This is a genomic window from Streptomyces sp. NPDC054786, assembly GCF_053611685.1.
Map to the genome: position 1 here is coordinate 11,507 of NZ_JBSHAW010000002.1, position 26,781 is coordinate 38,287.

The 26,781-nt window shown below is 70.3% G+C and carries 23 protein-coding genes and 1 pseudogene; 14 read left to right on the forward strand and 10 right to left on the reverse strand.

The genetic code is table 11. The annotated features are described in order from the left end of the window. The first annotated feature begins 233 nt into the window (after nucleotides 1-233). Genes ACWGI6_RS02325 through ACWGI6_RS02340 form a run of 4 tightly spaced genes read left to right on the forward strand, consistent with a single transcriptional unit; the run spans nucleotide 234 to nucleotide 5,039 of the window. Nucleotides 234-1,007: a redox-sensing transcriptional repressor Rex gene (locus ACWGI6_RS02325; RefSeq protein ID WP_453265751.1), complete on the forward strand. Its 774-nt coding sequence runs from the start codon at nucleotides 234-236 to the stop codon at nucleotides 1,005-1,007. Then, on the forward strand, nucleotides 1,004-2,371 hold the full coding sequence (locus tag ACWGI6_RS02330; protein WP_453265752.1) for a glutamyl-tRNA reductase: 1,368 nt from the start codon (nucleotides 1,004-1,006) through the stop codon (nucleotides 2,369-2,371). The genes ACWGI6_RS02325 and ACWGI6_RS02330 overlap by 4 nt, the downstream gene beginning before the upstream one ends. Continuing rightward, on the forward strand, nucleotides 2,368-3,384 hold the full coding sequence (gene hemC, locus ACWGI6_RS02335; protein ID WP_453265753.1) for a hydroxymethylbilane synthase: 1,017 nt from the start codon (nucleotides 2,368-2,370) through the stop codon (nucleotides 3,382-3,384). The genes ACWGI6_RS02330 and hemC overlap by 4 nt, the downstream gene beginning before the upstream one ends. Next, nucleotides 3,381-5,039 (forward strand): uroporphyrinogen-III synthase, encoded by a 1,659-nt coding sequence (locus ACWGI6_RS02340; RefSeq protein WP_453265754.1) that lies wholly within the window; start codon nucleotides 3,381-3,383, stop codon nucleotides 5,037-5,039. Before hemC ends, ACWGI6_RS02340 begins: the two co-directional genes overlap by 4 nt. 55 nt (nucleotides 5,040-5,094) lie before the next feature. Here the strand turns inward: ACWGI6_RS02340 and ACWGI6_RS02345 are convergent, their stop codons facing one another. Both ACWGI6_RS02345 and ACWGI6_RS02350 read right to left on the reverse strand, forming a co-directional pair. After that, on the reverse strand, nucleotides 5,095-5,310 hold the full coding sequence (locus ACWGI6_RS02345; protein WP_453265755.1) for a DUF397 domain-containing protein: 216 nt from the start codon (nucleotides 5,308-5,310) through the stop codon (nucleotides 5,095-5,097). Then, on the reverse strand, nucleotides 5,307-6,140 hold the full coding sequence (locus tag ACWGI6_RS02350) for a helix-turn-helix domain-containing protein (RefSeq protein WP_453265756.1): 834 nt from the start codon (nucleotides 6,138-6,140) through the stop codon (nucleotides 5,307-5,309). The genes ACWGI6_RS02345 and ACWGI6_RS02350 overlap by 4 nt, the downstream gene beginning before the upstream one ends. A 158-nt stretch (nucleotides 6,141-6,298) precedes the next feature. Here ACWGI6_RS02350 and ACWGI6_RS02355 point away from each other — a divergent pair, with 158 nt between their 5' ends. The 3 genes from ACWGI6_RS02355 (at nucleotide 6,299) to ACWGI6_RS02365 (ending at nucleotide 8,560) form a co-directional block, all read left to right on the forward strand. After that, on the forward strand, nucleotides 6,299-6,772 hold the full coding sequence (locus tag ACWGI6_RS02355; protein ID WP_453265757.1) for an ATP-binding protein: 474 nt from the start codon (nucleotides 6,299-6,301) through the stop codon (nucleotides 6,770-6,772). A 461-nt stretch (nucleotides 6,773-7,233) separates the two neighbouring features. Further along, nucleotides 7,234-8,223 carry a porphobilinogen synthase gene (gene hemB, locus ACWGI6_RS02360; RefSeq protein ID WP_453265758.1) on the forward strand — a complete coding sequence of 330 codons (990 nt, stop codon included), beginning with the start codon at nucleotides 7,234-7,236 and terminating at the stop codon, nucleotides 8,221-8,223. 202 nt (nucleotides 8,224-8,425) lie between these two features. After that, the gene (locus ACWGI6_RS02365; protein ID WP_453265931.1) at nucleotides 8,426-8,560 is read left to right on the forward strand and encodes a CsbD family protein; all 135 of its coding nucleotides are present in this window, start codon (nucleotides 8,426-8,428) and stop codon (nucleotides 8,558-8,560) included. Nucleotides 8,561-8,605: 45 nt separating this feature from the next. Here ACWGI6_RS02365 and bla read toward each other — a convergent pair. Both bla and argS read right to left on the reverse strand, forming a co-directional pair. After that, nucleotides 8,606-9,542, reverse strand: a pseudogene (gene bla, locus ACWGI6_RS02370) (class A beta-lactamase). A gap of 118 nt (nucleotides 9,543-9,660) precedes the next feature. Then, entirely contained in the window at nucleotides 9,661-11,436 is a 1,776-nt protein-coding gene (gene argS, locus ACWGI6_RS02375; protein ID WP_453265759.1) for an arginine--tRNA ligase, read from the reverse strand. Nucleotides 11,437-11,610: 174 nt separating this feature from the next. On the opposite strand from argS, the gene lysS reads away from it, so the two are divergent. From lysS to ACWGI6_RS02395, 4 genes are all read left to right on the forward strand, one after another. Continuing rightward, complete coding sequence (gene lysS / locus ACWGI6_RS02380; protein WP_453265760.1) at nucleotides 11,611-13,335, forward strand: lysine--tRNA ligase; 1,725 nt, start codon at nucleotides 11,611-11,613, stop codon at nucleotides 13,333-13,335. Nucleotides 13,336-13,459: 124 nt separating this feature from the next. Next, nucleotides 13,460-13,675: a hypothetical protein gene (locus tag ACWGI6_RS02385; RefSeq protein WP_453265761.1), complete on the forward strand. Its 216-nt coding sequence runs from the start codon at nucleotides 13,460-13,462 to the stop codon at nucleotides 13,673-13,675. A 400-nt stretch (nucleotides 13,676-14,075) separates the two neighbouring features. Beyond that, complete coding sequence (locus ACWGI6_RS02390) at nucleotides 14,076-15,242, forward strand: ATP-grasp domain-containing protein (RefSeq protein WP_393906504.1); 1,167 nt, start codon at nucleotides 14,076-14,078, stop codon at nucleotides 15,240-15,242. A 40-nt stretch (nucleotides 15,243-15,282) separates the two neighbouring features. Next, nucleotides 15,283-17,313: a hypothetical protein gene (locus tag ACWGI6_RS02395; protein ID WP_453265762.1), complete on the forward strand. Its 2,031-nt coding sequence runs from the start codon at nucleotides 15,283-15,285 to the stop codon at nucleotides 17,311-17,313. 179 nt (nucleotides 17,314-17,492) lie between these two features. Here the strand turns inward: ACWGI6_RS02395 and ACWGI6_RS02400 are convergent, their stop codons facing one another. The 3 genes from ACWGI6_RS02400 to ACWGI6_RS02410 form a co-directional block, all read right to left on the reverse strand. Beyond that, on the reverse strand, nucleotides 17,493-18,734 hold the full coding sequence (locus ACWGI6_RS02400) for a DUF2637 domain-containing protein (protein ID WP_453265763.1): 1,242 nt from the start codon (nucleotides 18,732-18,734) through the stop codon (nucleotides 17,493-17,495). Between the two features lie 370 nt (nucleotides 18,735-19,104). Next, a complete protein-coding gene (locus tag ACWGI6_RS02405) occupies nucleotides 19,105-19,812 on the reverse strand; it encodes a DUF3558 domain-containing protein (RefSeq protein ID WP_453265764.1) in 708 nt (235 codons plus the stop codon). A gap of 248 nt (nucleotides 19,813-20,060) precedes the next feature. After that, nucleotides 20,061-20,942: a hypothetical protein gene (locus ACWGI6_RS02410; RefSeq protein ID WP_453265765.1), complete on the reverse strand. Its 882-nt coding sequence runs from the start codon at nucleotides 20,940-20,942 to the stop codon at nucleotides 20,061-20,063. A gap of 162 nt (nucleotides 20,943-21,104) precedes the next feature. On the opposite strand from ACWGI6_RS02410, the gene ACWGI6_RS02415 reads away from it, so the two are divergent. Continuing rightward, nucleotides 21,105-22,298, forward strand: a complete 1,194-nt coding sequence (locus ACWGI6_RS02415; protein WP_393906499.1) for an RtcB family protein — start codon at nucleotides 21,105-21,107, stop codon at nucleotides 22,296-22,298. A 70-nt stretch (nucleotides 22,299-22,368) separates the two neighbouring features. On the opposite strand, the gene ACWGI6_RS02420 is transcribed toward ACWGI6_RS02415, so the two are convergent. Together ACWGI6_RS02420 and ACWGI6_RS02425 are read right to left on the reverse strand one after the other, a co-directional pair. Further along, nucleotides 22,369-23,118: an SDR family oxidoreductase gene (locus tag ACWGI6_RS02420; RefSeq protein WP_453265766.1), complete on the reverse strand. Its 750-nt coding sequence runs from the start codon at nucleotides 23,116-23,118 to the stop codon at nucleotides 22,369-22,371. Nucleotides 23,119-23,203: 85 nt separating this feature from the next. Continuing rightward, nucleotides 23,204-23,539: a YnfA family protein gene (locus tag ACWGI6_RS02425; protein ID WP_453265767.1), complete on the reverse strand. Its 336-nt coding sequence runs from the start codon at nucleotides 23,537-23,539 to the stop codon at nucleotides 23,204-23,206. Between the two features lie 112 nt (nucleotides 23,540-23,651). Here ACWGI6_RS02425 and ACWGI6_RS02430 point away from each other — a divergent pair, with 112 nt between their 5' ends. Continuing rightward, nucleotides 23,652-24,392 (forward strand): AAA family ATPase, encoded by a 741-nt coding sequence (locus ACWGI6_RS02430; RefSeq protein WP_453265768.1) that lies wholly within the window; start codon nucleotides 23,652-23,654, stop codon nucleotides 24,390-24,392. Here the strand turns inward: ACWGI6_RS02430 and ACWGI6_RS02435 are convergent. Further along, a complete protein-coding gene (locus ACWGI6_RS02435; protein WP_453265769.1) occupies nucleotides 24,349-25,947 on the reverse strand; it encodes an FAD-dependent monooxygenase in 1,599 nt (532 codons plus the stop codon). The genes ACWGI6_RS02430 and ACWGI6_RS02435 overlap by 44 nt on opposite strands. Before the next feature lie 133 nt (nucleotides 25,948-26,080). Between ACWGI6_RS02435 and ACWGI6_RS02440 the strand changes: the two genes are divergently transcribed. After that, nucleotides 26,081-26,761, forward strand: coding sequence for a TetR/AcrR family transcriptional regulator (locus tag ACWGI6_RS02440; protein WP_453265770.1), 681 nt, complete (start codon nucleotides 26,081-26,083; stop codon nucleotides 26,759-26,761). Nucleotides 26,762-26,781: the final 20 nt, after the last annotated feature.

Below are 26,781 nucleotides of genomic sequence, written 5' to 3' on the forward strand. Positions count from 1 at the left end.
GAGGGCACGTGCTCCCGTGGGTGCTGCCGTGTTTCACGGGCGGCGCGAGTGAACGGTGTGACGTGGGAGTTGGTTCCGCGGAGGCCTGTAATAGGCGCGTGACCCCGGTCACTTTGGGCGGACAAACCGGACACCATCTTTGTGCACGCGTTCACAAAGACATAGCCTGCAGAAGACAGGGCGGTCGGGTTCCATGTGGTCGCCCGCAGCCCCGCTCTACCCGCAGGAGCACCGTGGCAACTGGCCGAACTCACCGACCGGCGACCCGCAGCCGAGGCATTCCCGAGGCCACCGTCGCCCGTCTCCCGCTGTATCTGCGTGCACTGACCGCGCTCTCCGAGCGTTCGGTCCCCACGGTGTCCTCCGAGGAGCTCGCCGCCGCGGCCGGGGTCAACTCCGCCAAGCTGCGCAAGGACTTCTCCTACCTCGGCTCGTACGGAACCCGCGGCGTCGGCTACGACGTGGAGTACCTCGTCTACCAGATCTCGCGCGAGCTGGGGCTGACGCAGGATTGGCCGGTTGTCATCGTCGGTATCGGTAACCTCGGCGCCGCGCTCGCCAACTACGGCGGCTTCGCCTCGCGTGGCTTCCGCGTCGCCGCGCTGATCGACGCCGATCCGGCCATGGCCGGCAAGCCCGTCGCGGGCATCGGTGTCCAGCACACCGACGAGCTGGAGCACATCATCGAGAGCAACGGCGTCTCGATCGGCGTCATCGCCACGCCGGCCGGGGCCGCCCAGCAGGTCTGTGAGCGTCTGGTCGCCGCCGGTGTCACCTCGATCCTCAACTTTGCGCCGACCGTGCTGACCGTCCCCGACGGGGTGGACGTGCGCAAGGTCGACCTGTCGATAGAGCTGCAGATTCTCGCCTTCCACGAGCAGCGCAAGGCGGGCGAGGAGGCCGGGCCCGACAGTGATGCCCCGGCTCCGGCCGCCCGCGCCGCTGCCGCCGTGGCGGGCGATCGTAAGGGACCTGACGGGGACATGCCCGCCGTGATGCCGGCATGACCCTCCTGGTCGTCGGACTGAGCCATCGCAGCGCGCCGGTGAGCGTGCTGGAGCGGGCCGCACTCGCCCCGGAGGCGCGCGGCAAGCTGCTGCAGGACGCGGTGTCGGCCGAACCGGTCACCGAGTCCGCGGTGCTCTCCACCTGCAACCGCATCGAGCTCTACGCCGATGTGGACAAGTTCCACGCCGGTGTCGCCGAACTCTCCACCCTCCTGGCCCGCCACAGCGGCGCCGGCCTGGAGGAGCTCACCCCTTATCTCTATGTCCACTACGAGGACCGCGCCGTACACCACCTCTTCTCGGTGGCCTGCGGCCTGGACTCGATGGTCGTCGGCGAGGGCCAGATCCTCGGGCAGATCAAGGACGCGCTGGCCGTCGCCCAGGAACTGCACACCGCCGGGCGGCTGCTGAACGACCTGTTCCAGCAGGCTCTGCGGGTCGGCAAGCGCGCCCACAGCGAGACCGGCATCGACAAGGCCGGCCAGTCGCTGGTCACCTTCGGGCTGGAGCAGCTCGCGGCCGGCCAGGACGTCGCGGACTGGGCGCGCGGCAAGCGGGCGCTGGTCATCGGTGCCGGATCGATGTCGTCGCTGGCCGCCACCACCCTCGTACGGGCCGGGGTCGGCGAACTGGCCGTCGCCAACCGCACCGTCGAGCGCGCCGAGCGGCTCGTCCGGATCCTCACCGAGCCGGGCGGACCCGGCGCCACGCACCGGCTCACCGCCCGTGCGGCCGCCATGACCTCCGTCCCGGACGAGCTGGCGCTCGCCGACATCGTGGTCTCCTGTACCGGCGCGACCGGTCTGGTCCTGGCCGGCGAGATGGTCGCGGCCGCGCGCGAGGGGAACGCGGCGCCGCTGGCGCTGCTCGACCTCGCGATGCCGCGGGACATAGACGCCGCGGCACACCGGGTCGAGGGCGCGCATCTCGTCGACATCGAGTCGCTGGCCGACGCGTCCGCGGACGCGCCGATGGCGGCCGACGTGGACAAGGTGCGCGGCATCGTCTCCGACGAGGTCGCCGCGTTCGGCGCGGCCCAGCGGGCCGCGCACATCACCCCCACCGTGGTCGCCCTGCGCACCATGGCAGCGGATGTCGTCGCCGGTGAGATCGCCCGGCTCGACGGCCGCCTTCCCGACCTGGACGACAAGCAGCGCGCCGAGATCACCCAGACGGTGCGCCGCGTCGTCGACAAACTCCTGCACGCGCCCACCGTCCGGGTCAAGCAGCTCGCCAGCGAGCCCGGCGGCGCCGGGTATGCGGACGCCCTGCGGGAACTCTTCGACATCGACCCCCAGACGGTCGCCGCCGTCAGCCGGGCCGACACGCGCGCCGACAGGCACGATGCACGGGAGCGGGCATGACCGACAGCACTACGAGAGCACTGCGGCTGGGCACGCGGCGCAGCAAGCTCGCCATGGCCCAGTCCGGACGCGTCGCCGAGGTGGTACGCGAGCTGACGGGCCGTCCCGTCGAGCTGGTGGAGATCACCACCTACGGCGACACCTCCCGTGAGCACCTCGCGCAGATCGGCGGCACCGGCGTCTTCGTCTCCGCGCTGCGCGACGCGCTGCTCGCCGGGGAGATCGACTTCGCCGTCCACTCCCTCAAGGACCTGCCCACCACGCAGCCCGAGACCCTCACCCTGGCCGCGATCCCCGTACGGGAAGACCCCCGTGACGCGCTGATCGCCAGGGACGGGCTCACCTTCGAGCAGCTGCCCGACGGCGCCCGGGTGGGGACCGGGTCCCCCAGGAGGATGGCGCAGCTCAACGCCTGGGCCAGGTCGCTGGGCCGGCGTGTGGAGACCGTGCCGATACGCGGGAACATCGACACCCGCATCGGCTTCGTCGAGAAGGGGGAACTGGACGCGGTCGTACTGGCCGCCGCCGGACTCACCCGGATCGGCCGGATCGACGAGGCGACGCAGCTGCTGTCGCCCGACGTGATTTTGCCCGCCCCCGGCCAGGGGGCACTGGCGATCGAGTGCGCTGCGGTCAACGTGGACCTCATCGCCCTGCTTGCCGAGCTCGACGACCCGGACACCCGGGCCGCCGTGACCGCCGAGCGTTCCCTGCTCGCCGCCCTGGAGGCCGGCTGTTCCGCACCCGTCGGAGCACTGGCCGACCTTTCCCCAAGCTCTCGACTTCGCTCGAGCAGGGGAGACCCCAAGGCTGACGAGCAGGCTGTCACCGATTTGCATCTGCGGGGTGTCGTCGGCACGACCGACGGCAGCACGCTGGTGCAACTGTCCACCACCGGGCACGTACCCGCCTCTCCCGACGACGTGTCGACCCCGCTGAACCTGGGTCGTGAACTCGCCGCCGAGATGCTCGCAAAGGGTGCGGCCGGTCTTATGGGGGAGCGAGCACTTTGAACCCCACCGCCCCAAACCACTCCGCCTCCGGTCAGGTCACCTTCCTGGGTGCCGGGCCGGGAGACCCGGGTCTGCTGACGCTGCGTGCCGTGGAGGCGCTGGCCTCCGCGGACGTACTGATCGCCGACCCGCAGGTGCTGGACGTCGTGCGCGTGCATGCCCGCGCACAAGTGGACACACCACTGCAGGCAACAGCTGACGAGGCGTCAATCCCCGTCACCCCCAACGGCGTTTCCACCCTTCGGGACACCGCCAATCTTGTCATGACGGCCGCCCGTGCGGGCAAGCGGGTCGTACGAGCCGTCACCGGGGACCCCGGGCTCGACGGTGATGTCGCCGAGGAGATGCTGGCGTGCGCCGCCGAGGGGATCGTCTTCGAGGTGGTGCCCGGCATCGCCGCGGCGGTCGGCGTGCCCGCGTACGCCGGTGTGCCGCTACGTGACGCCGAGGGCACCGACGTGCGCTTCATCGACGCCCGCAGCGCCGACGCGCGCTGCTGGTCCGAGGTGGGTGCCAGTGACGCCACCGCCGTCGTCTCGACCACCCTCGACTCGGTGGCCGCGGCCGCCGGTGAGCTGGTGTCCGCGGGCCGCAAGCCCGACACCCCGCTGACCGTCACCGTCGCCGGTACCACCACGCGCCAGCGCACCTGGACCGCCACCCTGGGGTCGGTCGCCCAGGTGCTCAAGGCCGCCAAGGTGCTGCCGTCGCCGGACGGGGGCCAGCCGGTCATAGCCGTGGTCGGTGAGCGCAGTGCGGCGGCCCAGCGCGACCGTCTGTCGTGGTTCGAGTCCAAGCCGCTCTTCGGCTGGCGGGTGCTCGTGCCGCGCACGAAGGAGCAGGCCGCTTCGCTCTCCGACCAGCTCGTCTCGTACGGCGCGGTGCCGCACGAGGTCCCGACCATCGCCGTCGAACCGCCGCGCACCCCGCAGCAGATGGAGCGCGCGGTCAAGGGCCTGGTCACCGGTCGCTACGAGTGGATCGCCTTCACCTCGGTCAACGCCGTCAAGGCCGTCCGGGAGAAGTTCGAGGAGTACGGCCTGGACGCCCGCGCCTTCGCCGGGATCAAGGTCGCCGCGGTCGGCGAGCAGACCGCCAAGGCGCTGGTCGCCTTCGGTGTGAAGCCCGACCTGGTGCCGAGCGGGGAGCAGTCGGCCGCCGGTCTGCTGGAGGACTGGCCGCCCTACGACGCGGTCTTCGACCCGATCGACCGCGTCTTCCTGCCGCGCGCCGACATCGCCACCGAGACCCTGGTCGCCGGGCTGATCGAGCTGGGCTGGGAGGTCGACGACGTCACCGCCTACCGGACGGTGCGCGCCTCGCCGCCGCCGGCCGAGACCCGTGAGGCGATCAAGGGCGGCGGTTTCGACGCCGTGCTCTTCACGTCCTCGTCGACCGTGCGGAACCTGGTCGGTATCGCGGGCAAGCCGCACAACGTGACGGTGATCGCCTGTATCGGCCCGGCCACCGCCAAGACCGCCGAGGAGCACGGGCTGCGGGTGGACGTCATGTCGCCCGAGCCGTCGGTGCACAAGCTGGCCGAGGCGCTCGCGGACTTCGGTGCGGCGCGGCGCGATGCCGCGCTGGAGGCCGGGGACCCGGTCACCCGGCCGAGCGAGCGGCGGCCCGGGTCGCGGCGACGGGTTCGTAGCTGAGCGGAGCGGCAGTAGAACGGCTTGAAGGGCGCCTCTTTTGGGGCGCCCTTCTGCGTTACTGCCGCTCGGCGGCGTACGGGAGGAAGTCGGCCCAGGTGGTGGGGGTGAAGGTGAGGCGGGGGCCGTGGGGGTTCTTGGAGTCGCGGATGAGGATGGTGTGGGTGTCGGGGGTGGTGGCGACCTCAACGCACTGGGCCCCCTCGTCGGTGCTGTAGCTGCTCTTCGCCCAGTTCGGTTCGCGCTCGGTCCCGGAGGAAGGCTTGAGGGTCATGTCTCTTCCCGCGCTTTCTCGATAAAGGCCAGTGACTCACGTGGTGTGAAAGCTTGCGCCCGGATGTTGCCATAACGCATGTCGAGCATCTGTACCTGTGGGGGTTCGGAGATCACCCGGCTGAGGTGCTGGACCTCGGCGAGTGCCACCGTATCGCCCCCCTTCAGCCGGAGCAGGCTGAACGAACCGCTGAGGCCTGAGTTCACTTCCCGTCCCAGCGGGAGCACTTGGAGGTCCACGTTCCGGAACTGGCCGACCTCCAGCAACCGTTCGAGTTGCCTGCGCATCACCAGTCTGCCCCCGATGGGGCGGCGCAGCGTCGACTCGCACTGAACAAAGCTGAAGATGGGCGGAGTCGCTGAGCTGTCCAGGATCTCCTGGCGGGCCATGCGGGCCGCCACCCGCTCCTCGATTTCGCGTGGCGGGAAGAGCGGGCGGCGGTTGCCGATGAGTGCTTGTGCGTACTCCTCAGTTTGCAGCAGGCCGTTGAGGACGGAGTTTTCGTAGTGGCACAGCTCGACCGCCGCTGCCTCCAGCTTCTTCAGGTCCCGTACCTTCTTCGGGTAGCGGACGAGCGCCACGTCCTCCTTCAGCGCGGCGAGACGGCCACCGGCTCCCAGTACCTCGTCCGCCTGGTCCAGGTACTCCGGTCGGGGAACCCGGCGTCCGCGCTCCACCGAGGACACCGACTCCTCGCCGTACCCGATTGCTGTCCCGAACTCGGCCTGGGTGAGCTCGGCCGACTCGCGCCACAGCTTGAGCTGCCGCCCGACGATTTTCATCACGGCCCCGGCTTCCTCGTCCTCCGGACCCGTGTCCCATTCGCTCATGTCCGCCGTCCCTCCGTCACGGTGACCCTGTTCAACGCCCGTCGTCCGTGACCGCTACGCCGCACGGCCCGGACAAGAGCCGTATCGCCCCGGACAGTCGCCGCCCGCCCGGCCTCCGGCCCTTCTCAGGCTAGATACGCGCGACCACGCTGTGTGACGTGAATCAGCGAATCACCCGAATCAGCAGTTCCGTTATCGGTCTCGCGGCGGGCCCCGCCCCGGCGCTCCGGTTCTCCGTACCGCTCTCCGCCACCCGCCGCGGAGCGCGACTGGCGCGGCTTCTGGCCACCGAGCAACTGCGCTCGTGGGAGCTGCCGTTGGACCCGGCGAGGCTGATCGTGGCCGAGCTGGCGGCGAATGCCGTGCTGCACGGCCGGGTCCCCGGGCGGAGCTTCCGTCTGGTCCTCGCCGTCACGCGGCCCGCCACGCTCCGTATCGAAGTGACCGACACCCGCGGTGACCGGCTGCCCGCCCGTACGCCGGGCGTCGGTGGGGCTCTGGCGGAGTCCGGGCGTGGGCTGCTGCTGGTGGGGGAGTTGGCGGACCGCTGGGGCGTCGAGGAAGGGCCGGTGCCGTGCAAGACCGTCTGGGCGGAAATCGAGGTCGTCCGGGCCGCTGAAGCTGAGCGTTGAGCCGGAGCCCGGAAGGGCGGGACCCGGTGGCCCGGTCGACGGCGCGGCGGGCGGTCAAGAGCAACGCCCCGTACGGTCCGCGGTGCTCGTACGAGGCGCGGGGCCTGTACGGTCCGCACCCCTGCCGCCCGCGCCTGAGGAACCCCCGTCCGACCCGAAGAACCCGGCCGGGCTGCTCGCCCACCGCCTCCGGGAGCTGCCGCCGCCACCGCTTCCCGCAGACGGCGAGGGCCCGCCGGGCCTCGGCACGGACGATCGTCGCCGGCCGCCGCCGCACCCGTTCCAGACCTGCGACGGCTGCGACCGCGCCTTCCGTGCCCGGCGGCCGGGGTGCTGCCGGGCCGCGGCGAGCCGGCGGCCGGCGATCCCGCAGTGGCGGCCTGAGCGGGCGGCGGATGCGGCCTCGACTGCCGACGACACGTCGGCAAAGGCAGGGGCGAAGCGGGCGTAGCGTGGGCGGTATGACGAAGTACGGAAGCTTCCCCGGTGCGCGGCCCCGGCGGCTGCGTACCACCCCCGCCATGCGGCGGATGGTGGCCGAACACCGGCTGCACCCCGCCGACCTGATCCTTCCCGCGTTCGTACGGGAGGGCATCAGCGAGCCGGTGCCGATCTCCGCGATGCCGGGCGTCGTCCAGCACACCCGCGACACGCTGCGGAAGGCCGCCGTCGAGGCGGTCGAGGCCGGGGTCGCCGGGATCATGCTGTACGGGGTGCCCGACGACGCCACGAAGGACGGCCTCGGCACGGTGGGCACCGACCCGGACGGGATCCTCCAGGTCGCCATCCGAGACGTGAAGGCCGAGGTCGGCGACGACCTCGTCATCATGTCGGACCTGTGCCTGGACGAGTACACCGATCATGGTCACTGCGGCGTGCTGGACGCCGAGGGGCGGGTCGACAACGACGCGACGCTGGAGCGCTACGCCGAGATGGCGCAGGTCCAGGCCGACGCGGGTGTCCATGTCGTGGCTCCCAGCGGCATGATGGACGGCCAGGTCGGCGTCATCCGTGACGCGCTCGACCAGACCGGGCACGAGGACGTGTCGGTCCTCGCCTACACCGCGAAGTACTCCTCGGCCTTCTACGGGCCCTTCCGGGAGGCCGTCGGCTCGTCGCTGAAGGGCGACCGCAAGACCTACCAGCAGGACCCGGCCAACCTCCGTGAGTCGCTGCGCGAGCTGGCGCTCGACCTGGAGGAGGGCGCCGACATGGTGATGGTCAAGCCGGCGCTGCCGTACCTCGACGTGCTGGCGAAGGTCGCGGACACGGTGGACGTGCCCGTCGCCGCGTACCAGATCTCCGGTGAGTACGCGATGATCGAGGCTGCCGCGGAGAAGGGCTGGATCGACCGGGACAAGGCGATCCTGGAGGCGCTGACCGGCATCAAGCGGGCCGGTGCCCAGATGATCCTGACGTACTGGGCGACGGAGGTCGCGCAGGGGCTGTGAGGCGCCCCGGCCGGCCGTGCCGTTGCCGAAGCTCCCGTCCCCGGGTTCCGGGGGCGGGAGCTTTGTCGTGGGCACCACGTTTTGTCCGCCGTACGCCGGGCACGGGACCGATTGTCAAGGAACACCCCGACCGACCGAGGAGCGGGTAACCATGACTGCCAAGCGCAAGATGCAGGCCAAGGGTGCGCAGGTCATCGGCGCCATGAAGGAAGTCGTCGGCCGGGCCACGCACAACCGCAAGCTGGAGGCCGAGGGCAAGGCCGAGAAGACCGCCGGGCACGGGCTGGACGCGAGCGAGAAGACCAAGGACGCGGTACGCAGGCCCTGGCAGCACTGACGGCGCCGTCCGCGCCGGAACCCCGCGCCGGGACCTCGTGGCCGCTCAGCCCGCCACGGCCCGCGCGAGCACCCTCGTCACGTCCACGACCAGCGGATTGTCGTAGGACGCGGCCTGCTCCGCCTTGCCCGTCAGCACGGCCAGCACGATCGGGGTCCGGGGGCCAGGCCACCCCCACGTCGTTGCCGGTGCCGTACGAGCCGGAGCCCGTCTTGTCGGCGATGGCCCAGTCCTTGGGCAGGGCGGCGCGGAAGCGTTCCGTGTTGGTTTCGTTGGTCTTCATCCATGCCGTCAGCCGGCCCCGGTCCGATGGCGTGAGCGCGTCACCCACGAGCAGCCGGGTGTAGGTGTGGCCGATGGCGGCGGGGCTGGTGGTGTCCGTCCTGCGCCAGGGCTCGGCCGAGTTCAGTTCCGTCTCCCAGCGGTCGAGGCGGGTGGTGCGGTCGCCGAGGGAGCGGGCGAAGTCGGTGACGGCGGTCGGGCCGCCGAGCTCGCGCAGCAGGAGGTTGCCGGCGGTGTTGTCGCTGCGCTGGAGGGCGGCGGCGCACAGTTCGGCGATCGTCATGCCGGTGGCGACGTGCTTTTCGGTGACGGGCGAGTTCTCGACGAGGTCGGCGTCGGTGTAGTGGATGCGGCGGGCCAGCGTCTCGCCGTTGCGGTCGAGGTCGCGGAGCACCGCCGCGACGGCGAGGGTCTTGAAGACCGAGCAGAGGGGGACGCGGGTGTGCGCCCGGTAGGCGACCGTCGCGCCGGTGGCGGTGTTGTGGGCGAAGGCCCCGACCCGGGCCCGGTGTTCGTGCTCCAGCCGGCGCAGCGCCGCGTACGGATCACCGGTGGTGGGGGCCTGGGCGGCCGCGGACGTGGTGGCGGACGCCAGGAAACCTGCCGCCAGCAGTCCGGCTCCGGTGCCCAGCGCGGCGCGCCGGGTCGAACCGGCGGTGTGTGTGGCCCGCTGATCGCTTCGGTGTGGTGCTCGGTGCATCGCTGCCCCTCCCCATGAGACCTGAGCGGCCCCGTACAACACCTGTGGTGTACGGGGCCGTTGTGGCAGGAGCGTAAGCGACGGCAGGCCGTACGGACGGCCGGACGACGCGACCGGGTCAGAGGCGCTCGGGCGTACGGATGCCGAGCAGCGCCATGCCCTGGTGGAGGGTGCGGGCGGTGAGGTCGCAGAGGAACAGCCGGTTCGCGATCTGGTCCGGGCCGCCCTCGGCCTTCAGGACCGGGCACTGGTCGTAGAAGGTCGTGAACAGCGAGGCGAGGCCGTAGAGGTACGCGGCGAGCTTGTGCGGCTCGTACGACGCGGCGGCCTCGGCGAGGGTCTCGCCGAACTGGTCGAGGTGCAGGCCCAGCGCCCGCTCCGCCGGGGCCAGCGGCAGCTCCGGGTGCGCCGCGGGGGCCGCGTCACCGGCCTTGCGGAAGATCGACCGGATACGGGCGTAGGCGTACTGGAGGTACACCGAGGTGTCGCCGTTCAGCGACACCATCTGGTCCAGGTCGAACTTGTAGTCCCGGCTGGCCGAGGTCGACAGGTCCGCGTACTTCACCGCGCCGATGCCGACCTGCGCGCCGTTGCCGGTGATCTCCTCCTCGGTCAGGCCGATCGGCTCGCCCTTCTCCCGCACCACCGCGGTCGCCCGGTCGATCGCCTCGTCCAGCAGGTCCACCAGCCGCACCGTCTCGCCCTCACGGGTCTTGAACGGCTTGCCGTCCTTGCCCAGGACCGTGCCGAAGGCCAGCTGGACGGCGTGCGTCTTGTCGTTCAGCCAGCCGGCCCGGCGGGCGGTCTCGAAGACCATCTTGAAGTGCAGGGACTGCCGGGCGTCGACGACGTAGAGGAGGGTGTCGGCGCCCAGGTTCTGCACCCGGTCGCGGATCGCCGAGAGGTCCGTGGCGGCGTAGCCGTAGCCGCCGTTGGTCTTCTTGACGATCAGCGGGACGGGGTTGCCGTCCGGGCCCTTGACGTCGTCGAAGAACACGCAGAGGGCGCCCTCGGAGCGCACCGCCACACCGGAGTCCTCCAGCAGCCGGCAGGTCTCCTCCAGCATGTCGTTGTAGCCGGACTCGCCGACGACATCGGGGTCCTGGACGTCCATGTCCAGCTTGTTGAAGACCGAGTAGAAGTAGATCTTCGACTCGTCCACGAACCGCCGCCACAGGGCGAGCGTCTCCTCGTCCCCGGCCTGGAGCTCGACGACCCGGCGCCGGGCCCGCTCCTTGAACTCCTCGTCGGAGTCGAAGAGCGCACGCGAGGCCTTGTAGAGCCGGTTGAGGTTCGACATGGCCTCCTCGCCGGAGACCTCGCCGCTCTTGTGGTCCAGCTCGTGCGGGTGCTCGATGAGGTACTGGATGAGCATGCCGAACTGGGTGCCCCAGTCGCCGATGTGATGCCTGCGGATCACCTTCTCGCCGGTGAACTCCAGGATCTCGACCATCGCCGCGCCGATCACCGCCGACCGCAGATGGCCGACGTGCATCTCCTTCGCCACATTCGGCTGGGCGTAGTCGATGACGGTCGTCCCGGCACCGTCGGCGTACGGCACGCCCAGGCGGTCGTCGGCGGCGCGCTCGGCGAGGGTCTTGATGATCGCCTCGTCGGCGATGGTGATGTTGAGGAAGCCGGGGCCCGAGACCTCGATCTCCTTGATCACCGCGCCGCTCCCACCGGTCGGGATACCGGCGACGACCTGGGTGGCCAGCTCCCGCGGATTGCCCTTGAGCTTCTTGGCCAGCGCCAGCATGCCGTTGGCCTGGAAGTCGGCCCGGTCGCTTCGGCGCAGCAGCGGGTCCGCGGCGCCGGCCTCCGGCAGGGCTGCCGAGAGGGCGTCCGCGACGCGCTGGTGGACCGAAGCTGCGAGGGAAGTGACCGAGGCCATGGAAAGAGCTCTCTTCCAGAGGGAGGTGTCGTCGGAGCGGAATGGGTTTGCCAACGAGTATCCCACGGCACTACCACTGATTTTTCGTCTGGGACAATGGGCACCGTCAGGTTTTTGTGCGTCCGCGCGCAGGACGGCGCAATCAGGAAGCATCAGGAAGAGGAAGGGCCGATCGTGGCTCAGCAGAGCACCGAGACCGACTGGGTCTCCAGGTTTGCGGACGAGGTCATTGCCGAGGCGGAGCGCCGCGCCCCGGGCAAACCCGTCGTCTGCGCCTCGGGCCTGAGCCCGTCCGGCCCGATCCACCTCGGCAACCTCCGTGAGGTCATGACCCCGCACCTGGTCGCCGACGAGATCCGCCGCCGCGGGTACGAGGTCCGCCACCTCATCTCCTGGGACGACTACGACCGCTACCGCAAGGTCCCGAACGACGTGCAGGGCGTCGACGGCTCCTGGGCCGAGCACATCGGCAAGCCGCTGACCGCGGTGCCGGCCCCGGCCGGTTCGGCGTACCCGAACTGGGCGGAGCACTTCAAGGCCGCCATGGCCGAGGCGCTCGCCGAAATGGGCGTCGAGTACGACGGCATCAGCCAGACCGAGCAGTACACCTCCGGCGTCTACCGCGAGCAGATCCTGCACGCGATGAAGCACCGCACGGAGATCGACGCGATCCTCGGCCAGTACCGCACGAAGAAGGCGCCGGCCAAGAAGTCGCAGAAGCCGGTCGACGAGGCCGAGCTGGAGGCCGCCGAGGGCTCGGGCGCGGCCGCCGAGGACGACGGCAGCGGCGGCTCGGCGGGCTACTTCCCGTACAAGCCCTACTGCGGGCAGTGCGAGAAGGACCTGACCACGGTCACCTCGTACGACGACGAGAGCACCGAGCTGGCCTACACCTGCACGGAGTGCGGCTTCGGCGAAACGGTCCGGCTGAGCGAGTTCAACCGCGGCAAGCTGGTCTGGAAGGTCGACTGGCCGATGCGGTGGGCCTACGAGGGCGTGATCTTCGAGCCGTCCGGTGTCGACCACTCCTCGCCGGGCTCGTCCTTTGTCGTCGGCGGCCAGATCGTTCGCCAGATCTTCGACGGCGACCAGCCCATCGGCCCCATGTACGCCTTCGTCGGCATCAGCGGCATGGCCAAGATGTCGTCGTCGCGCGGCGGGGTGCCGACCCCGGGCGACGCACTGAAGATCATGGAGGCGCCGCTGCTGCGCTGGCTGTACGCCCGCCGCAAGCCCAACCAGTCCTTCAAGATCGCCTTCGACCAGGAGATCCAGCGGCTCTACGACGAGTGGGACAAGCTGGAGGCCAAGGTCGCGGCCGGCAGTGCGCTGCCGGCCGACGCCGCCGCGTACGCCCGCGCGGCCCGTACCGCCGCCGGCGAGCTGCCCCGGACGCCGCGCCCGCTGCCGTACCGCACGCTCGCCTCGGTCGCGGACATCACCGCGGGCCATGACGAGCAGACGCTCCGGATCCTCGGCGAACTGGACCCGGAGAACCCGGTCACCTCGCTGGACGAGACCCGGCCGCGGCTCGGCAAGGCCGAGTACTGGATCAACACCCAGGTTCCGGCCGAGCAGCGCACCATTGTCCGCGACGAGCCCGACGAGGAGCTGCTCGGCACCCTCGACGAGCAGTCCCGCGGTTCGCTGCGGCTGCTGCTCGACGGCCTCGACGAGCACTGGTCGCTGGACGGCCTGACCACCCTGGTCTACGGCGTCCCGAAGATCCAGGCGGGCCTGGAGCCGGATGCCAAGCCGACCCCGGAGCTGAAGGCCGCGCAGCGTGCCTTCTTCGCCCTGCTCTACCGGCTGCTGGTCGGCCGGGACACCGGGCCGCGGCTGCCCACCCTGCTGCTGGCCGTCGGCGCCGACCGGGTGCGCAAGCTGCTCGGCGGATGACGGGCCGTCGGAGCGCCCTTGCCGTGGAGTCGTAGACACCCCGGCGGGGTCTCCGACCGAGGGACGAGAAGGGTTCGGCCCCGGGAACGAGGATTCCCGGGGCCGGACCCTTCACGCTGGAGCCATGAGGGGATTCTTGGGTTTCATCATCATGATCCAGGGCGTCATGGGATTCATCGGGCAGGTCTTCTTCGACCACGCCTGGGGGCTGCTGCCCCACTGGTTCGACCTGCCGTCGGCCGCCTATGCCGGCCTCTTCGCGGCCGGTGCGGCGCTGGCCGTATGGGGAGACATGGACAGGAAGCGCAAGCAGAGGCAGGCGGACGCCGGGGCGCTCTAGGAGTTGTCTTCACATGATCTCGGGTGGTGGATCACGGTCGGGTGATACGTCGCCGTGAATTGCCGGATGCTGCGTGGTCGAGTCAACCCCGTGGTCAAGACAACTCCGTGGTCAAGGAGTTAGTGGGCCGGGCCGGCTCCCGCCTGTCCCGTTTCCCCCGTCACTCCGAGCGGGAGGCGTACCCGCGCGCACATGCCGTCTCCGTCCCTGCGCGCAGGAATGAGGTGCTTGCGCGCGGGCATGCGGTGCTTGCGAGGCAGATCGCCGGGCACGGTCGTGCCAGCCACGCCGTCGATGAGCGCACGCGTCGGAGGAGAAACGGTCTATGACAAAAGGCGAACCGGCCACCAAGAATCCGGACAAAGGCTATGTAGCGCTTCTTGGTTGGAGCCTCAATGCAGTGGAAGCCCTCGATCGGTTCGATCGGCGATACGTCGTCGTGGCGCCGGAGTGGGCCGAGGAGTACTGCGTCGACCACGACATCCCCTACGTGCCGTGGAATTTCGAACGGCTCAACGACCGCTCCTTGGAGATCGCCGAAACTCTTCAGAGCGAGGGTGTCGACGTCGCGATCCCACTGTTCGAGGAAACGGTTGAATGGGCAGGGGCGATCAACTCCGTTCTGCTGGACAACCCGCGTTTGTACGGTCAGGCCATGCTGCTGCGGGACAAGGCGCTGATGAAGCGCCGCGCGCAACTCGGCGGCATCCGGGTCGGAATATTCGAGGAAGCCCACGACCGGGACGACGTGATCCGCTTCCTCAAGCGCGTCAATCAGACCCTGCTCAAGCTGGACGGCGACCCGAACGACCCGATCCATCTCAAGGCGTTCGACAAAGCAGGATGCCTCGGGCACCGCGTCATCCGCACCCCGGACGAGGTCGACATGATTCCGGAAGAGGAGTTCCCGGTTCTCATGGAATCCCACCTCGATGGCTGGGAGTTCGCGGTCGAGGCGTGGGTACACAACGGGAAGATCAAGTTCCTCAATATCTCCGAATACGTCACGCTGGGGTATTCGGTGTTCGTGCCGGCAACTCCGCAACTGGAGCAGTACCGCCCGCAGATCACGGCGCAGATCGAGAAGCTCATCAAGACGTTCGACATCGAGTTCGGCTTCGTGCACCCAGAGTATTTCGTCACCAGTGACGGCGAGATGTACTTCGGCGAGGTCGCCTACCGGCCGCCGGGCTTCAAGGTGTTCGAGCTGCTGGAGCGGGCATACGGGTTCAGCGCCTACCAAGCGCTGGTACTGGCCTTCGACCCGAAGACGACCGAGGAGGAGATCGACGCCTTCTTCCCGCGCGAGGTCGTCGACGCGTCCGGGGTCGCCGGCTGCTTCGGTGTCTACCCGCGCCGCCGCGTCGTCAGCGACCTGGAGATCCCGGAGGAGACCGAGGACGACGACTACTACGAGTCGCACGACCTCTCGACGCCGCTCGAGGAGACTGTCACCAAGAGGACCGCGTTCGGCACCCACTGGGGCCTGGTGTACTTCTTCGGTGATGACCCCTACCGGATGCGCGACCTGTTGAAGAAGCAGGAAGAGCTCGACTTCTACGTCTGACGACCCCGTGGACGCAGGAGACCAACCCGAGGGAAAGCCTTTGAAACCGACCGTCGACGTCAGCGGTGCGGCCACGACGCTGGACAAGCGCGTGACCTCACTCGACGACGCCATCCAGGCCATGACCGAAACCCGCGACTTCGGCAAGCACACGAAGCTGCGGCGGGTCCTGGAAGCCTTGCGGCGGGTGCTCATGCAGCCGGGCGGCGCCGCGGCGGTCCAGGCCAGGGCGCAGGCAATTGAGGAGGCCGGACTTTTCCAGGGGACGGACTGGGCGTCACCCAAGGTCCTTGTCCCGGCGCTGGTCAGCGGGACCCTGCACAGCGCAGACACGGACACTGTTGTCATGGAGGCGACCAGCGAGCTGCGGATGCTCGCCGTCGCCCGCGGCGACTTCGCGCACCCGACGTTGCCCGCCGAGGACGCCCGCCAGTTCCTGTCCCAGGTACTGGCAACGAACCTGGAGCTGTTGTTCACCCCGCCCAGTGAGGCGGAGCGGACCCAGCAGGGCCGGACCGCACAGCTCATCCGGGACCTGTTCCGCCACCTCGCCGACGAGATCGGTTACGACAGCGTCCTGGACAACCTGGTCGACGAGATCTGGCGGATCCTGCGCCAGCGTCCGATCCAGGTCGAGGCGGTGCAGTCCCTGATCACCCGGATCGCGATCTACCGCAACGACCCCGACGTCGCTCTCGGCGTGTCGTCAGGGCAGGGCATCGACCGGCTCATCACGAGCCTGTTCGGGACCACCGAGGCGTGCCGGGAGGACCCGGGCATCGACGTCTTCCGCTCCCGGCTCGAGGCGATGGACGCCGGCGGCCTGCAGTACGAGGCGGCGGGGTTCGCGCGGGCGATGCACGACACCGGCCTGGTGTCGCCGTACCACGCGGAACTGCTCCGGTTCCTCCTGCGCGAGAGCGACTACCTCGTCGGGGAGGCGCTCGGGCTGTCCGACACCGGCCGGAACTGCCTGCTGCGCTACAGCCAACTGGTGCACCGGCTGATCGAGGTGGCCGTGCACCCGCAGACCGCGCAAAGCATCTACGGGCTGGCGCTGCTGCTCGACCGCGGCATTCTTTACGAGCCGCCGGTGGTGCCCGCGCTGTGGCGCCAGTTGGCGCTTGAGCTCGCCCCGGTCGCGCGGGAACGGTTGACGACGGTTTTCGGCGAGGTGCCGGGGCCGCAGGCGCGGCTGGTCGCGGGGGTGCTCTCGATGCTGGGCCAGCCGCTCGGCGTCGGTCAGGGCGACAACCCCACCTGCCAGTCGGCCCGCGCGCTGTCGATGTGGGCCTACAACGACCCGGACTACCTGCTGCAAGTGGTGGTCTGTGCGGCCCGCGACGACGAGATCCTCATGCACTTCGAGGGTCAGCCGATCTCGTCGAAGGACAGCGCGACCGGAGTCGCGAGCACGCTGCCGATGGACCTGGACCCCGTGTCGCTGCTCGTGGTGCCCCACTTGGACCGGATCTACGCCGAGATGGGGCGGCGCTGCGCCGCGCGGCCAGAGGACCCGCACCGGTGGGTCAACCCCGAGTTTCACGGCTGGTGGGCGGCCCGTGGGTTCCACATCAACGTCGACGTCGCGACCGGAAACCTGATCGACCTGGACGAGTTCCTGCGGCAGTTCCACGCCAGCTATCACCCGACGTACAACGGCGAGCAGCCGCTGATCCATCCACAGCCGGCCGGCGTCGCCGTCACCGACAGCGCGGGCCGCTACGTCGGCTGGCACGCGATCACGATCCTGCGGGCCGCGCCGGACCCACAGGACGTCATGCGGGTGTATTTCTTCAACCCGAACAACGACAGCGGCCAGGACTGGGGCGACGGCGTCGTCGTCTCCACCGCGGGCAACGGCGAGCGGTTCGGCGAGGCCTCACTGCCGTTCGACCAGTTCGCCTCGCGGCTCTACATCTTCCACACCGACCCGCTCGAACACGGCGAACCGGAGCGGGTGCCCGCCGAGGACGTCGCACGGATCATCGGTTACATCGAGCGCAGCTGGGGCAACGACCGGCTCCCCGCGGGGACGCTGCAAGCCGCCGAGAGGCCCACGAGCCTGTGAGCCCAGTACTCCAGAGGTAGATCCTGCAGAGCCCGACAACGCCGCCGAGCGCGTGCCAGGCGTCGAGGCGCAGGCGGGAGTTTGAAGACGGGCGCCAGGGGCTCAGGTGCGTGGAGCGGATGCGGCGGTGGCCACCGGCCGGCTTCCCATCCGTTGCCGTACGGCACCCGGCGGGTGCGTCACGCAATGTGCTCGTCCATCAGCTCCGCGTTGAGGCGGTCGCTGAACTGGTCCACGTAGCGGTTGAGGTCCCGCGACTGCAGGCGGATCCCGTACTGCGCCTCCAGGTTCGCCGCGAACGCGCCCGGGGTCGGCATGCCCTCGCCCTCTATCGAGTGGCGGAACACCTGGTACAGGTCCTCGTCGGTCGGGGCCGCGGCCGGTGCCTGCACAGGCTGCGGGCCCGTGTCCGGGGTTCCCTTGCCGAGCGGACGCGTCCCACCCGCACCGTTCGGCACCGGGACCTGGGGCTCGGGCTCCGGCGCGCGCGGCGCCGGTACCGGGACCTGCTCGCGCGTCGGCATCTGCTCGCGCGTCGGCACCTGCTGATACTCGTCGTACGAGGCCCGATGCTCCTGTTCGGGGAGGTACGCCGGGTCGTAGTCACCCCGGTACGTCATCTGCTGCGGCGCCGCGAACCACTGGCTCGGCAACTCCTCGGCCTCGGCCGGCTCCTGGTTCTCCGGCGCCACGGCGGGTGTCGCCAACTGCCGTGGCGCCGGCAGCAGCTGCGGTTCGATGCCCGCCGCGGCGAGCCCCGCGGGGGCGGTCTCTGCCAGCGGCACCCCGTAGCGGGCGAGCCGCAGTGGCATCAGGGACTCCACGGGAGCCTTACGGCGCCAGCCCCGCCCGAATCGCGAACGCAGGCGTGCCTGGTAGACGAGCCGTTCCTGCTCCAGCTTGATCACCGCGTCGTACGACCGCAGCTCCCACAGCTTCATCCGCCGCCACAACAGGAAGGTCGGCAGCGGCGCCAGCAGCCAGCGCGTGATGCGCACACCCTCCATGTGCTTGTCCGCCGTGATGTCGGCGATCCGCCCGACGGCGTGCCGGGCGGCCTCGACGGTGACGACGAACAGCACCGGGATGACGGCATGCATGCCCATGCCCAGTGGATCGGACGCCGCCGCGGCATTGAACGCCACCGTCGCGACAGTCAGCAGCCACGCCGCCTGTCGCAACAGCGGGAAGGGCATGCGGATCCAGGTCAGCAGCAGATCCAGCGCGAGCAGGACGCAGATGCCCGCGTCGATGCCGATGGGGAAGAAGTAGGCGAAGCTGCCGAAGCCCTTCTTGATGGCGAGTTCACGCACGGCCGCGTAGGAGCCGGCGAAGCCGATGCCGGCGATGACCACCGCGCCGGTGATGACAACTCCGATGAGTATCCGGTGTGTGCGTGTCAGCTTCAGTGGCGCGGCCACCCGAGGACCCCTCCCAGTCGGTCTGTTGCGAGCGACAGCCTGGCACATGCCTGCGGGCGTGCGTGTGCCGGTACGGAGGGAGCCCGTTGAACCGGGTGGTCCCACCGTGCCCCTCACACGGGCGAGACGGACAAGAGGGCCCGCACCGTACATCGGTGCGGGCCCTCTGTGGCCGAGGTGGCCGGGCGGGGAGGGGCGCTGCCAGGTGGACGACGGACAACCTGAACCGCCTGCACGGCGCCGGGCCGTTGAACGCGAGCGTGGCCGCGGTCGGCGGCCGCGCGGTCTCGCCCGGCGCGGCACGCCCTTCCCCGGCCTCCGCCGGGAGGCGCCCCGGCCCGGGCCGACGAGGGCCCGGATGCCGGTGCGGTCAGCCGTTGGCCTTGGCGGTGGCGGTGACCGCCTCCTTGGCGGCGGCCTGGGTCTGCTTGAGCAGGTCGGCACTCTTGGGGCCGTCCGCGCCCGCCAGGCCCGCGCCGTTGTAGTTGATCGTCACGACGACGTTGGAGGTCCGCGCGATGACCGTGGTGTTCTTGAAGCTGGTGCCGTCCCGCTTCACGTCGTAGGTGATCGCGGTGGCCTCGTCGCCGGTGCCGGAGGTCTTGACGGTCGAGACCTTCGTGGCGCCCTTGGTGGCCTTCGCCTCGGATATCTGCTTGGTGGCGAAGTCCGCGGCGCGCTTGTCGCCGCTGCCGACGCCCGGGTCGGAGTCGTAGCGCTGGTAGCCGACGTCCAGCCAGCGCCACTGGGTGCCGTCGACGCCCTTCTCATCCGCGCTGGTCCACGAGCAGGTGCCGTGGGAGGCGTTGTCCGTGGACTCGCCCCGGTCCCCGGAGGCGTCCTTCGCCTTGGGCAGCATCTTCTTGATGGTGCCCTTGGAGAACGCTTCGCACGGGTTCGGCAGCTTCTTGAACTTGGCGGGCGCGACGGTCGGCGAGGGCTTGCCCGCGCTGCTGGAGGTGGAGGAGGAGGCGCCACCGGAGCTGTCGCTGTCCGAGCCGGAGCAGCCGGCGACGAGCAGCGCCGGTACTGCTGCGCAGGTGAGGAGGCTGGCAAGTCGCTTGGCTGAACGGTGCATGGTTCCTTCGCTGTTCGTCGTCGGGTCGGCGGGCACGGCCGTGGCGGTGGCCGTGGGGCCCGCCCGCCTCGCGTACGGGGCGGGGCCGGACCGTGTCTTCGGGTCAGCGCGGACCGGCCCGACACGGCCTAGACGGCACGGTACGCGGCGCGGCGAGGTGGGTGACCGATTCATGTCGATGAGCGCAACGCTCAAATCGGGCTTTTTCTCTTCTTGTCCGTCGACTCGGCCAATGTGCCTGATCCGGACTATTCGCTCAGGCTGTCGGACAGCTCGGTGGCCAGCGAACGGGCCTTGTCCTGCAGTTCCTGGCTGTCCGGCAACATCGTCTTGTCCGTGGACCACTGGTCGTACGTGAGCTGCACGATGACGTTCGACGTGCGAAAGACCACAGTGACATCGCGGTGTACGCCGGAGTCCGCTGTGACCAATTTGTCATTGAGGAAGGCCGCGTCCCCGAGGTCGTCCAGGACGCGCGGGGCGGTGGAGCCGCTCGGGTCCGCGCTCGGGTCCGTATTCGGGTCGGACGTCTGCGAGGGGCTCCCGGACTCCGCCTTGTCCGTCGCGCTCTTGTCCTTCGTGCCGTTCGTGACGGTTCCTTCGCCCTTGTCCTTGTTCTTGGAGGCGGACGGGGACGGGGCGGCGGGCGAGGGGGAGCCGGCGCCGCCGGACGGTATCTGCGCGGCCAGCTCCTTCTTGTCGTAGATCCCCTGCGCCTTGTCGTCATCGCTGACGGCGGAGTCGTACGAGACCACGCGCTGGATGTCCAGGCCCAGATGGCGGGTGCCCGCGGTGGTCTCGCGGGTCCAGCGGCAGCCGACACGGCGGTCGGTGTCATAGGTGATGTCGGCCTGGCCGTCGTAGATCTTCTGGGCCTCGGAGTGCGACAGGGCCTGGCCGTCGCCGGGGAGCATGCCGCGGAGGGCGCTGCGCGAGGGCAGTCCGCAGGCCTCCGGGAGGGTCTGGTAGCGGCCGGGCTCGACGGCCGGGCTCGACGTGGCGGTGTCGCCGCCCTTGGCGTCACCGGCGCCGCCTTGAGGGCTGGAGCTGCCGGTGCAGCCGGTGAGGCCCGCAGCCAGGGCCGCGGCCACCACCAGTGCGGCACCGGGTACGAACGGCTTCCGTGGCATCGTTCGCGGCTCCTTCCCCTACGAAATGTGGTTGCCGCCGGGCGGCGGCCGATGGACACAATGTCTATCGCACGTCTTGCCGCAAACGCCGGTCCGCCGTCCAAGATCGGATAAATTGTCCGGCTTTTGCGTTTTTCATAAATTAGGGGGAATGGGGAAGTTATGTCGTACGTCGAGGTGCCCGGTGCCCAGGTACCGATCCGGATGTGGACGGACCCGGCCACGGTCGAGGGCGTCGCGATGCAGCAGCTGCGCAATGTCGCCACCCTCCCGTGGATCAAGGGTCTGGCCGTGATGCCGGATGTCCACTACGGAAAGGGCGCCACGGTCGGCTCGGTGATCGCCATGCACGGCGCGGTCTGCCCGGCGGCGGTCGGTGTGGACATCGGCTGCGGGATGAGCGCGGTGCGGACCTCGCTCACCGCCAATGACCTGCCCGGCGATCTCTCCCGGCTCCGCTCGAAGATCGAGCAGGCGATTCCGGTGGGGCGCGGGATGCACGGTGATCCGGTCGACCCCGGACAGCTGCACGGCTACCCGACGGCGGGCTGGGGGGACTTCTGGTCGCGGTTCGACGGGGTGGCCGACGCGGTCAAGTTCCGTCAGGAACGCGCGACGAAGCAGATGGGTTCGCTGGGAAGCGGCAACCACTTCATCGAGTTCTGCCTCGATGACACCGGCGCGGTGTGGCTGATGCTGCACTCCGGCTCCCGGAACATCGGCAAGGAACTGGCCGAGTTCCACATGGGGCAGGCGCAGAAGCTGCCGCACAACCAGGGCCTGGTCGACCGCGATCTCGCCGTCTTCATCGCGGACACCCCGCAGATGGCGGCGTACCGCAACGATCTGTTCTGGGCGCAGGAGTACGCCAAGCACAACCGGGCCGTGATGATGGCGCTCTTCCAGGACGTCGTGCGCAAGGAGTTCAAGAAGGCCAGGCCGACGTTCGAGCCGGTGATCTCCTGCCACCACAACTATGTGGCGGAGGAGCGGTACGACGGCATGGACCTGCTGGTGACCCGTAAGGGCGCGATCCGGGCGGGCAGCGGCGAGTACGGCATCATCCCGGGCTCGATGGGCACCGGGTCGTACATCGTCAAGGGACTGGGCAATGCCGCGTCCTTCAACTCCGCCTCCCACGGTGCCGGCCGCAAGATGAGCCGGAACGCCGCGAAGAAGCGGTTCTCCACCCGGGACCTGGAGGACCAGACCCAGGGTGTGGAGTGCCGTAAGGACTCCGGTGTGGTGGACGAGATCCCGGGTGCCTACAAGCCGATCGAGAAGGTCATCGATCAGCAGCGGGACCTGGTGGAGGTCGTCGCCAAGCTCAAGCAGGTGGTGTGTGTGAAGGGCTGAGTCCGGGGCGGCCCGGCGCGGTGTGCGCAGGGCCGCTCTCGGGACCGGCCGGTGTGGCCCGTCGGGCCTCTCAACCGGTGCGGTGGACCTTGGAGTTGGAGGCCTGGGCGCGGGGGCGGACCACCAGCAGATCGATGTTGACGTGGGCGGGGCGGGTGATCGCCCAGGCGACGGTGTCGGCGACGTCCTCCGCGCTCAGCGGCTGGTCGACGCCCTCATAGACCTTGGCGGCCTTGTCGGTGTCGCCCCGGAAGCGGGTGGCGGCGAACTCGTCGGTCTTGACCATGCCCGGGGCGACCTCGATGATGCGTACCGGCTCGCCGCACAGCTCCAGACGGAGCGTCTCGGCGATGACATGTGCACCGTGCTTGGCGGCGACATAACCGCCGCCGCCCTCGTAGGTGCCGTGGCCGGCGGTGGAGGAGAGCACGACGACGGTGCCCTCGCCGGAGGCGATGAGCGCGGGCAGCAGCGCCTGGGTCATATGGAGCACGCCCAGCACATTGACCTCGTACATGGCGCGCCAGTCGGCGGGGTCGCCGGTGGCGACCGGTTCCGCGCCGTAGGCACCGCCGGCGTTGTTGACCAGGACGTCGATGGAGGGGTAGCGGTCCGCGAAGGCGTCGACGGCGGCGCGGTCGGTGACGTCCAGGGCGTAGGCCTCGGCGTTCGGCAGCTCGGCGGCGAGGGCCTCGATGCGGTCCTTGCGGCGCGCGGTGAGCACCACGCGGTAGCCGGCCGCGGCCAGCGCTCGCGCGGTGGCGGCGCCGATGCCGCTGCTCGCTCCGGTGACGACGGCGGTACGGGCCTCGGCGGTCATGACACTCTCCTCGGGGCGGTGGGGGTCCCCCTGCGCCGCAAGGGCTTGGGGGAGGGTGGTCCGCGGCCAGGATATGCAGGCGGGGTCAGCGGCCCCTGGGGGCGTACATGATCACGGCCATTCCGGCCAGACAGATCAGTGCGCCGGTCACATCCCAGCGGTCGGGGCGGTAGCCGTCGACGAGCGCGCCCCACGCCAGCGATCCGGCGACGAAGACACCGCCGTACGCGGCGAGGATGCGGCCGAATTCGGCGTCCGGCTGGAGCGTGGCGACCCAGCCGTACACCCCGAGCGCGATCACTCCGGCACCGATCCAGACCCAGCCCTTGTGTTCGCGGATGCCCTGCCAGACCAGCCAGGCGCCGCCGATTTCGAAGAGGCCGGCGAGGACGAAGAGAGCGGCGGAGCGGGCGAACAGCATGGGGGAAGCCTACGGAACCAGGGCCCGGTTCCGGCGTGGGCGGGGTCCCGGCAGGGGCGTTCAGGGCGCTGTGGGCCGGTGGTTGTCAGTGGGGTGTGAGAGCTTCGAGGGCATGCTGATCGAACGGGCTTACGTGGACGTTCCGGAGGGCGAGGGGACGGCCGAGAACGGCTGGCCCTGGACGGTGCCGTGTGTGCGCCAGCTGGCCGAGGAGGGGCTGGCCTTCCCCGCTCCGGTCACCTTTCTCGTGGGGGAGAACGGTTCGGGCAAGTCGACGCTGGCCGAGGCGCTGGCGGAGGGCTTCGGGCTGGATTCGTACGGCGGCTCGGCGGGATACAAGTACGCGAGTTCACGGGAGGCCTCGCTGCTCGGCGGCCTGATGCGGTTCGATCCCACGCGGGAGGGGCGCACGATGGTGCGTGGGCCGCGGGTCCGCCGGCGGGGGTTCTTCCTGCGGGCCGAGACGGCGATGGAGGCGCTGAACGGGGAGCGGAGGTCGATGCGGCTGTCCCGGTCCCCGGACGAGATGAGCCACGGAGAGGGCTTTCTGCTGGCCTTTCGTGAGCGGTTCTCGCAGCGCGGCCTCTATGTGCTGGACGAGCCGGAGGCGGCACTGTCCTTCTCCTCCTGCCTGGAACTGGTGGGGCTGATGGACGCGTTGGGGAGGGGTGGCGCACAGATCATCTGCGCCACCCACTCCCCACTGCTGACGGCGCTGCCCGGAGCGGCGATCGTGGAGGTCGGCGAGCACGGGATGCGGAGCGTGGAGTGGGCGGAGCTGGGGCTTGTCGACCACTGGCGGCGCTATCTCAACGACCCCCGGGCGTATCTGCGGCATGTGCTGGAGGGGTGAGGGCGCCGGGCCGGGCGGTGGCTATGGAGTCGCCGTCCTCGGACGCGGCGCCGGTCCAGTGGAGGAGAGCGGCCCGTAGTGCGGTGGCGCGCTCGGCGGGGGCCGTGGCATCGGTGGCCCAGGCGATATAGCCGTCGGGGCGTACCAGAAGCGCCGTGCGGCGGTCGCTTCGCCAGGAGGCGCTCACGACACGGTCGGCGGCGGGCCGGAGGCCGCTGGGCTCGTCGGCGGGGGTGAGAAGGACGAACTTGCCCTGGCGGAGGAGTGCGTAGAGGCGGTTGCCGCCGGCCAGCCGGATGTCGGGGGCGCGCCGGCCGGCGAGGGGGTGGGCGCCGGGCCCGGCGGCGTAGGCGATGCCGATGCCGGAGACGGTGCGGATCGCGCGGCCGGACAGCGGCCCCAGGTGGTTGAAGAGCCGGGCGGCGAGCGCGCGGACGGCGCGTCCGGGGGCGGTGTGCAGGAGGGCGAGCCGGATGAGGGCGCCGCTGCTGTACAGCACCTGCCTGCCCACCGGGTGGCGCTCGGCCTGATAGCTGTCCAGCAGGCTGTCGGGGGAGTGGCCCCGGAGCACCGCGGCCAGTTTCCAGCTGAGGTTCGCGGCGTCCTGGAGGCCGGTGTTCATGCCCTGGCCGCCGGCGGGGGAGTGCACATGCGCGGCGTCGCCGGCGAGGAAGACGCGGCCCACGCGGTACTCGGGGGCCTGGCGCTCGTCGCTGTGGAAGCGGGAGATCCAGCGGGCGTCGTACATGCCGTAATCACTGCCGAGGGCGAGCCGGGTGCATTCGCGGACCTCGTCGAGATCGGCGGGCGCGTCGTCGTCGGCCTGGCGGTGGCGGTTCCAGCCGATGGCGCGGTACCAGCCGTCGCCGAACGAGCCGATCAGGGCGAAGGCGTCGTCGTTGGCGTTGACGGTGAAGGGGGACTCGGGCTCCTGGGCCAGCCGGACATCGGCGAGGACCAGGGAGCGGATCACCGACTTGCCGGGGAACGGCAGGCCGATGGCCTCGCGGATGGCGCTGTGGACGCCGTCGGTGCCGACGGTGTAGGCGGCGCGAAGGCCGCCGAGGCCCTCGGCGGTGCGGAAGCGCACCGTCACGCCGTCGGCGTCCTGATCGAGGCCGAGCACCTCGGATTCGTAACGGAAGACGACACCGGCCTGGCGGGCCCGCCGCTCCAGCAGCCGCTCGACCTCGAACTGCGGGGTGATCAGCACGAACGGGAAGCGGGTGCGGAGCCGGGTCGCGTCGAAGGTGGCTTCCCCGAAGAGGCGGATGGCGGGGAGCCGATGGCCGCCGGCGGCCAGCTCATCGGCGAGACCCCGGGCGTCCAGCTGCTCAAGGGTGCGGGCATGGACGGCCAGGGCGCGGGTGAGGTTGCTGATCGTGGCGGGGCGGCGCTCCAGGAGCGTGACGCCCAGCCCTGCCTCGGCGAGGTCTCCGGCGAGCAGCAGGCCGGTCGGGCCGGCGCCTACGACGATGACGTCCGTATCCCGGGCCGCCTGCGCCTTGCCGGCCTCGGGGCCGCTGTTGCCGGTCTTGCGGTTCCTGGCATCCATGGCTTCCGCCTCCTGTGTGCCTGTGCCTGTGCTCTGCCTGCACCTATGCCAACGCGTGTTGGTCAACGCTTGTTGGCAAGCGTAAGGCGATCGGATCTGGCGTGTCAACAGCTGTTGGCCTACAGTTGTTGACATGGCCGAACACGCTCGCTCCGCCGCCGAAACCGCGCCCGCCGCGCCCGCCGCGCCCGCCGCATCCGCCGTGCCGCCCGAGGTCACCGCGGCCGCCGAGGCTGCGCCCGACGCGGCGGACCCCGTCCGCCCCCGCCGCTCCGCCGCGACGCGCGCCGCGATCCTGGCCGCCGCCCGGGACCGCTTCGCCGCGGACGGCTACGAGCGCGCCACCATCCGTGCCATCGCCAGGGACGCGGACATCGACCCGTCGATGGTGATGCGCTACTACGGCAACAAGGCCGGTCTCTTCGCGGCCGCCTCCGAGATCGAGGTGCACGCCCCCGACCTCACCCACGTGCCGGCCGACGAGGCCGGCGCCCGGCTCGTACGCCACTTCCTGGAGCGCTGGGAGTGCGACGAGACGCTGACCGGCATGATGCGTGTCGGCGTCACCAACGAGGCGGGCGCCCAGCGGATGCGCGGCGTGTTCGCCGAACAGATCAAGCCGGTCCTGGCCGCGGTCTGCCCGGTGCCCGACGAGGCGCCGACCCGTGCCGCGCTGATCGCCTCCCAGATACTCGGCATGGCGCTGTGCCGCTATGTGCTGCACATCCCGCCGGCCGTGAACCTCGGCCACGACGAGGTCGTCGCCTGGCTGGCCCCCACCATCCAGCGCTATCTGACGGCCGAACAGCCCTGACGGCTCCCGGCCCGGTCGGC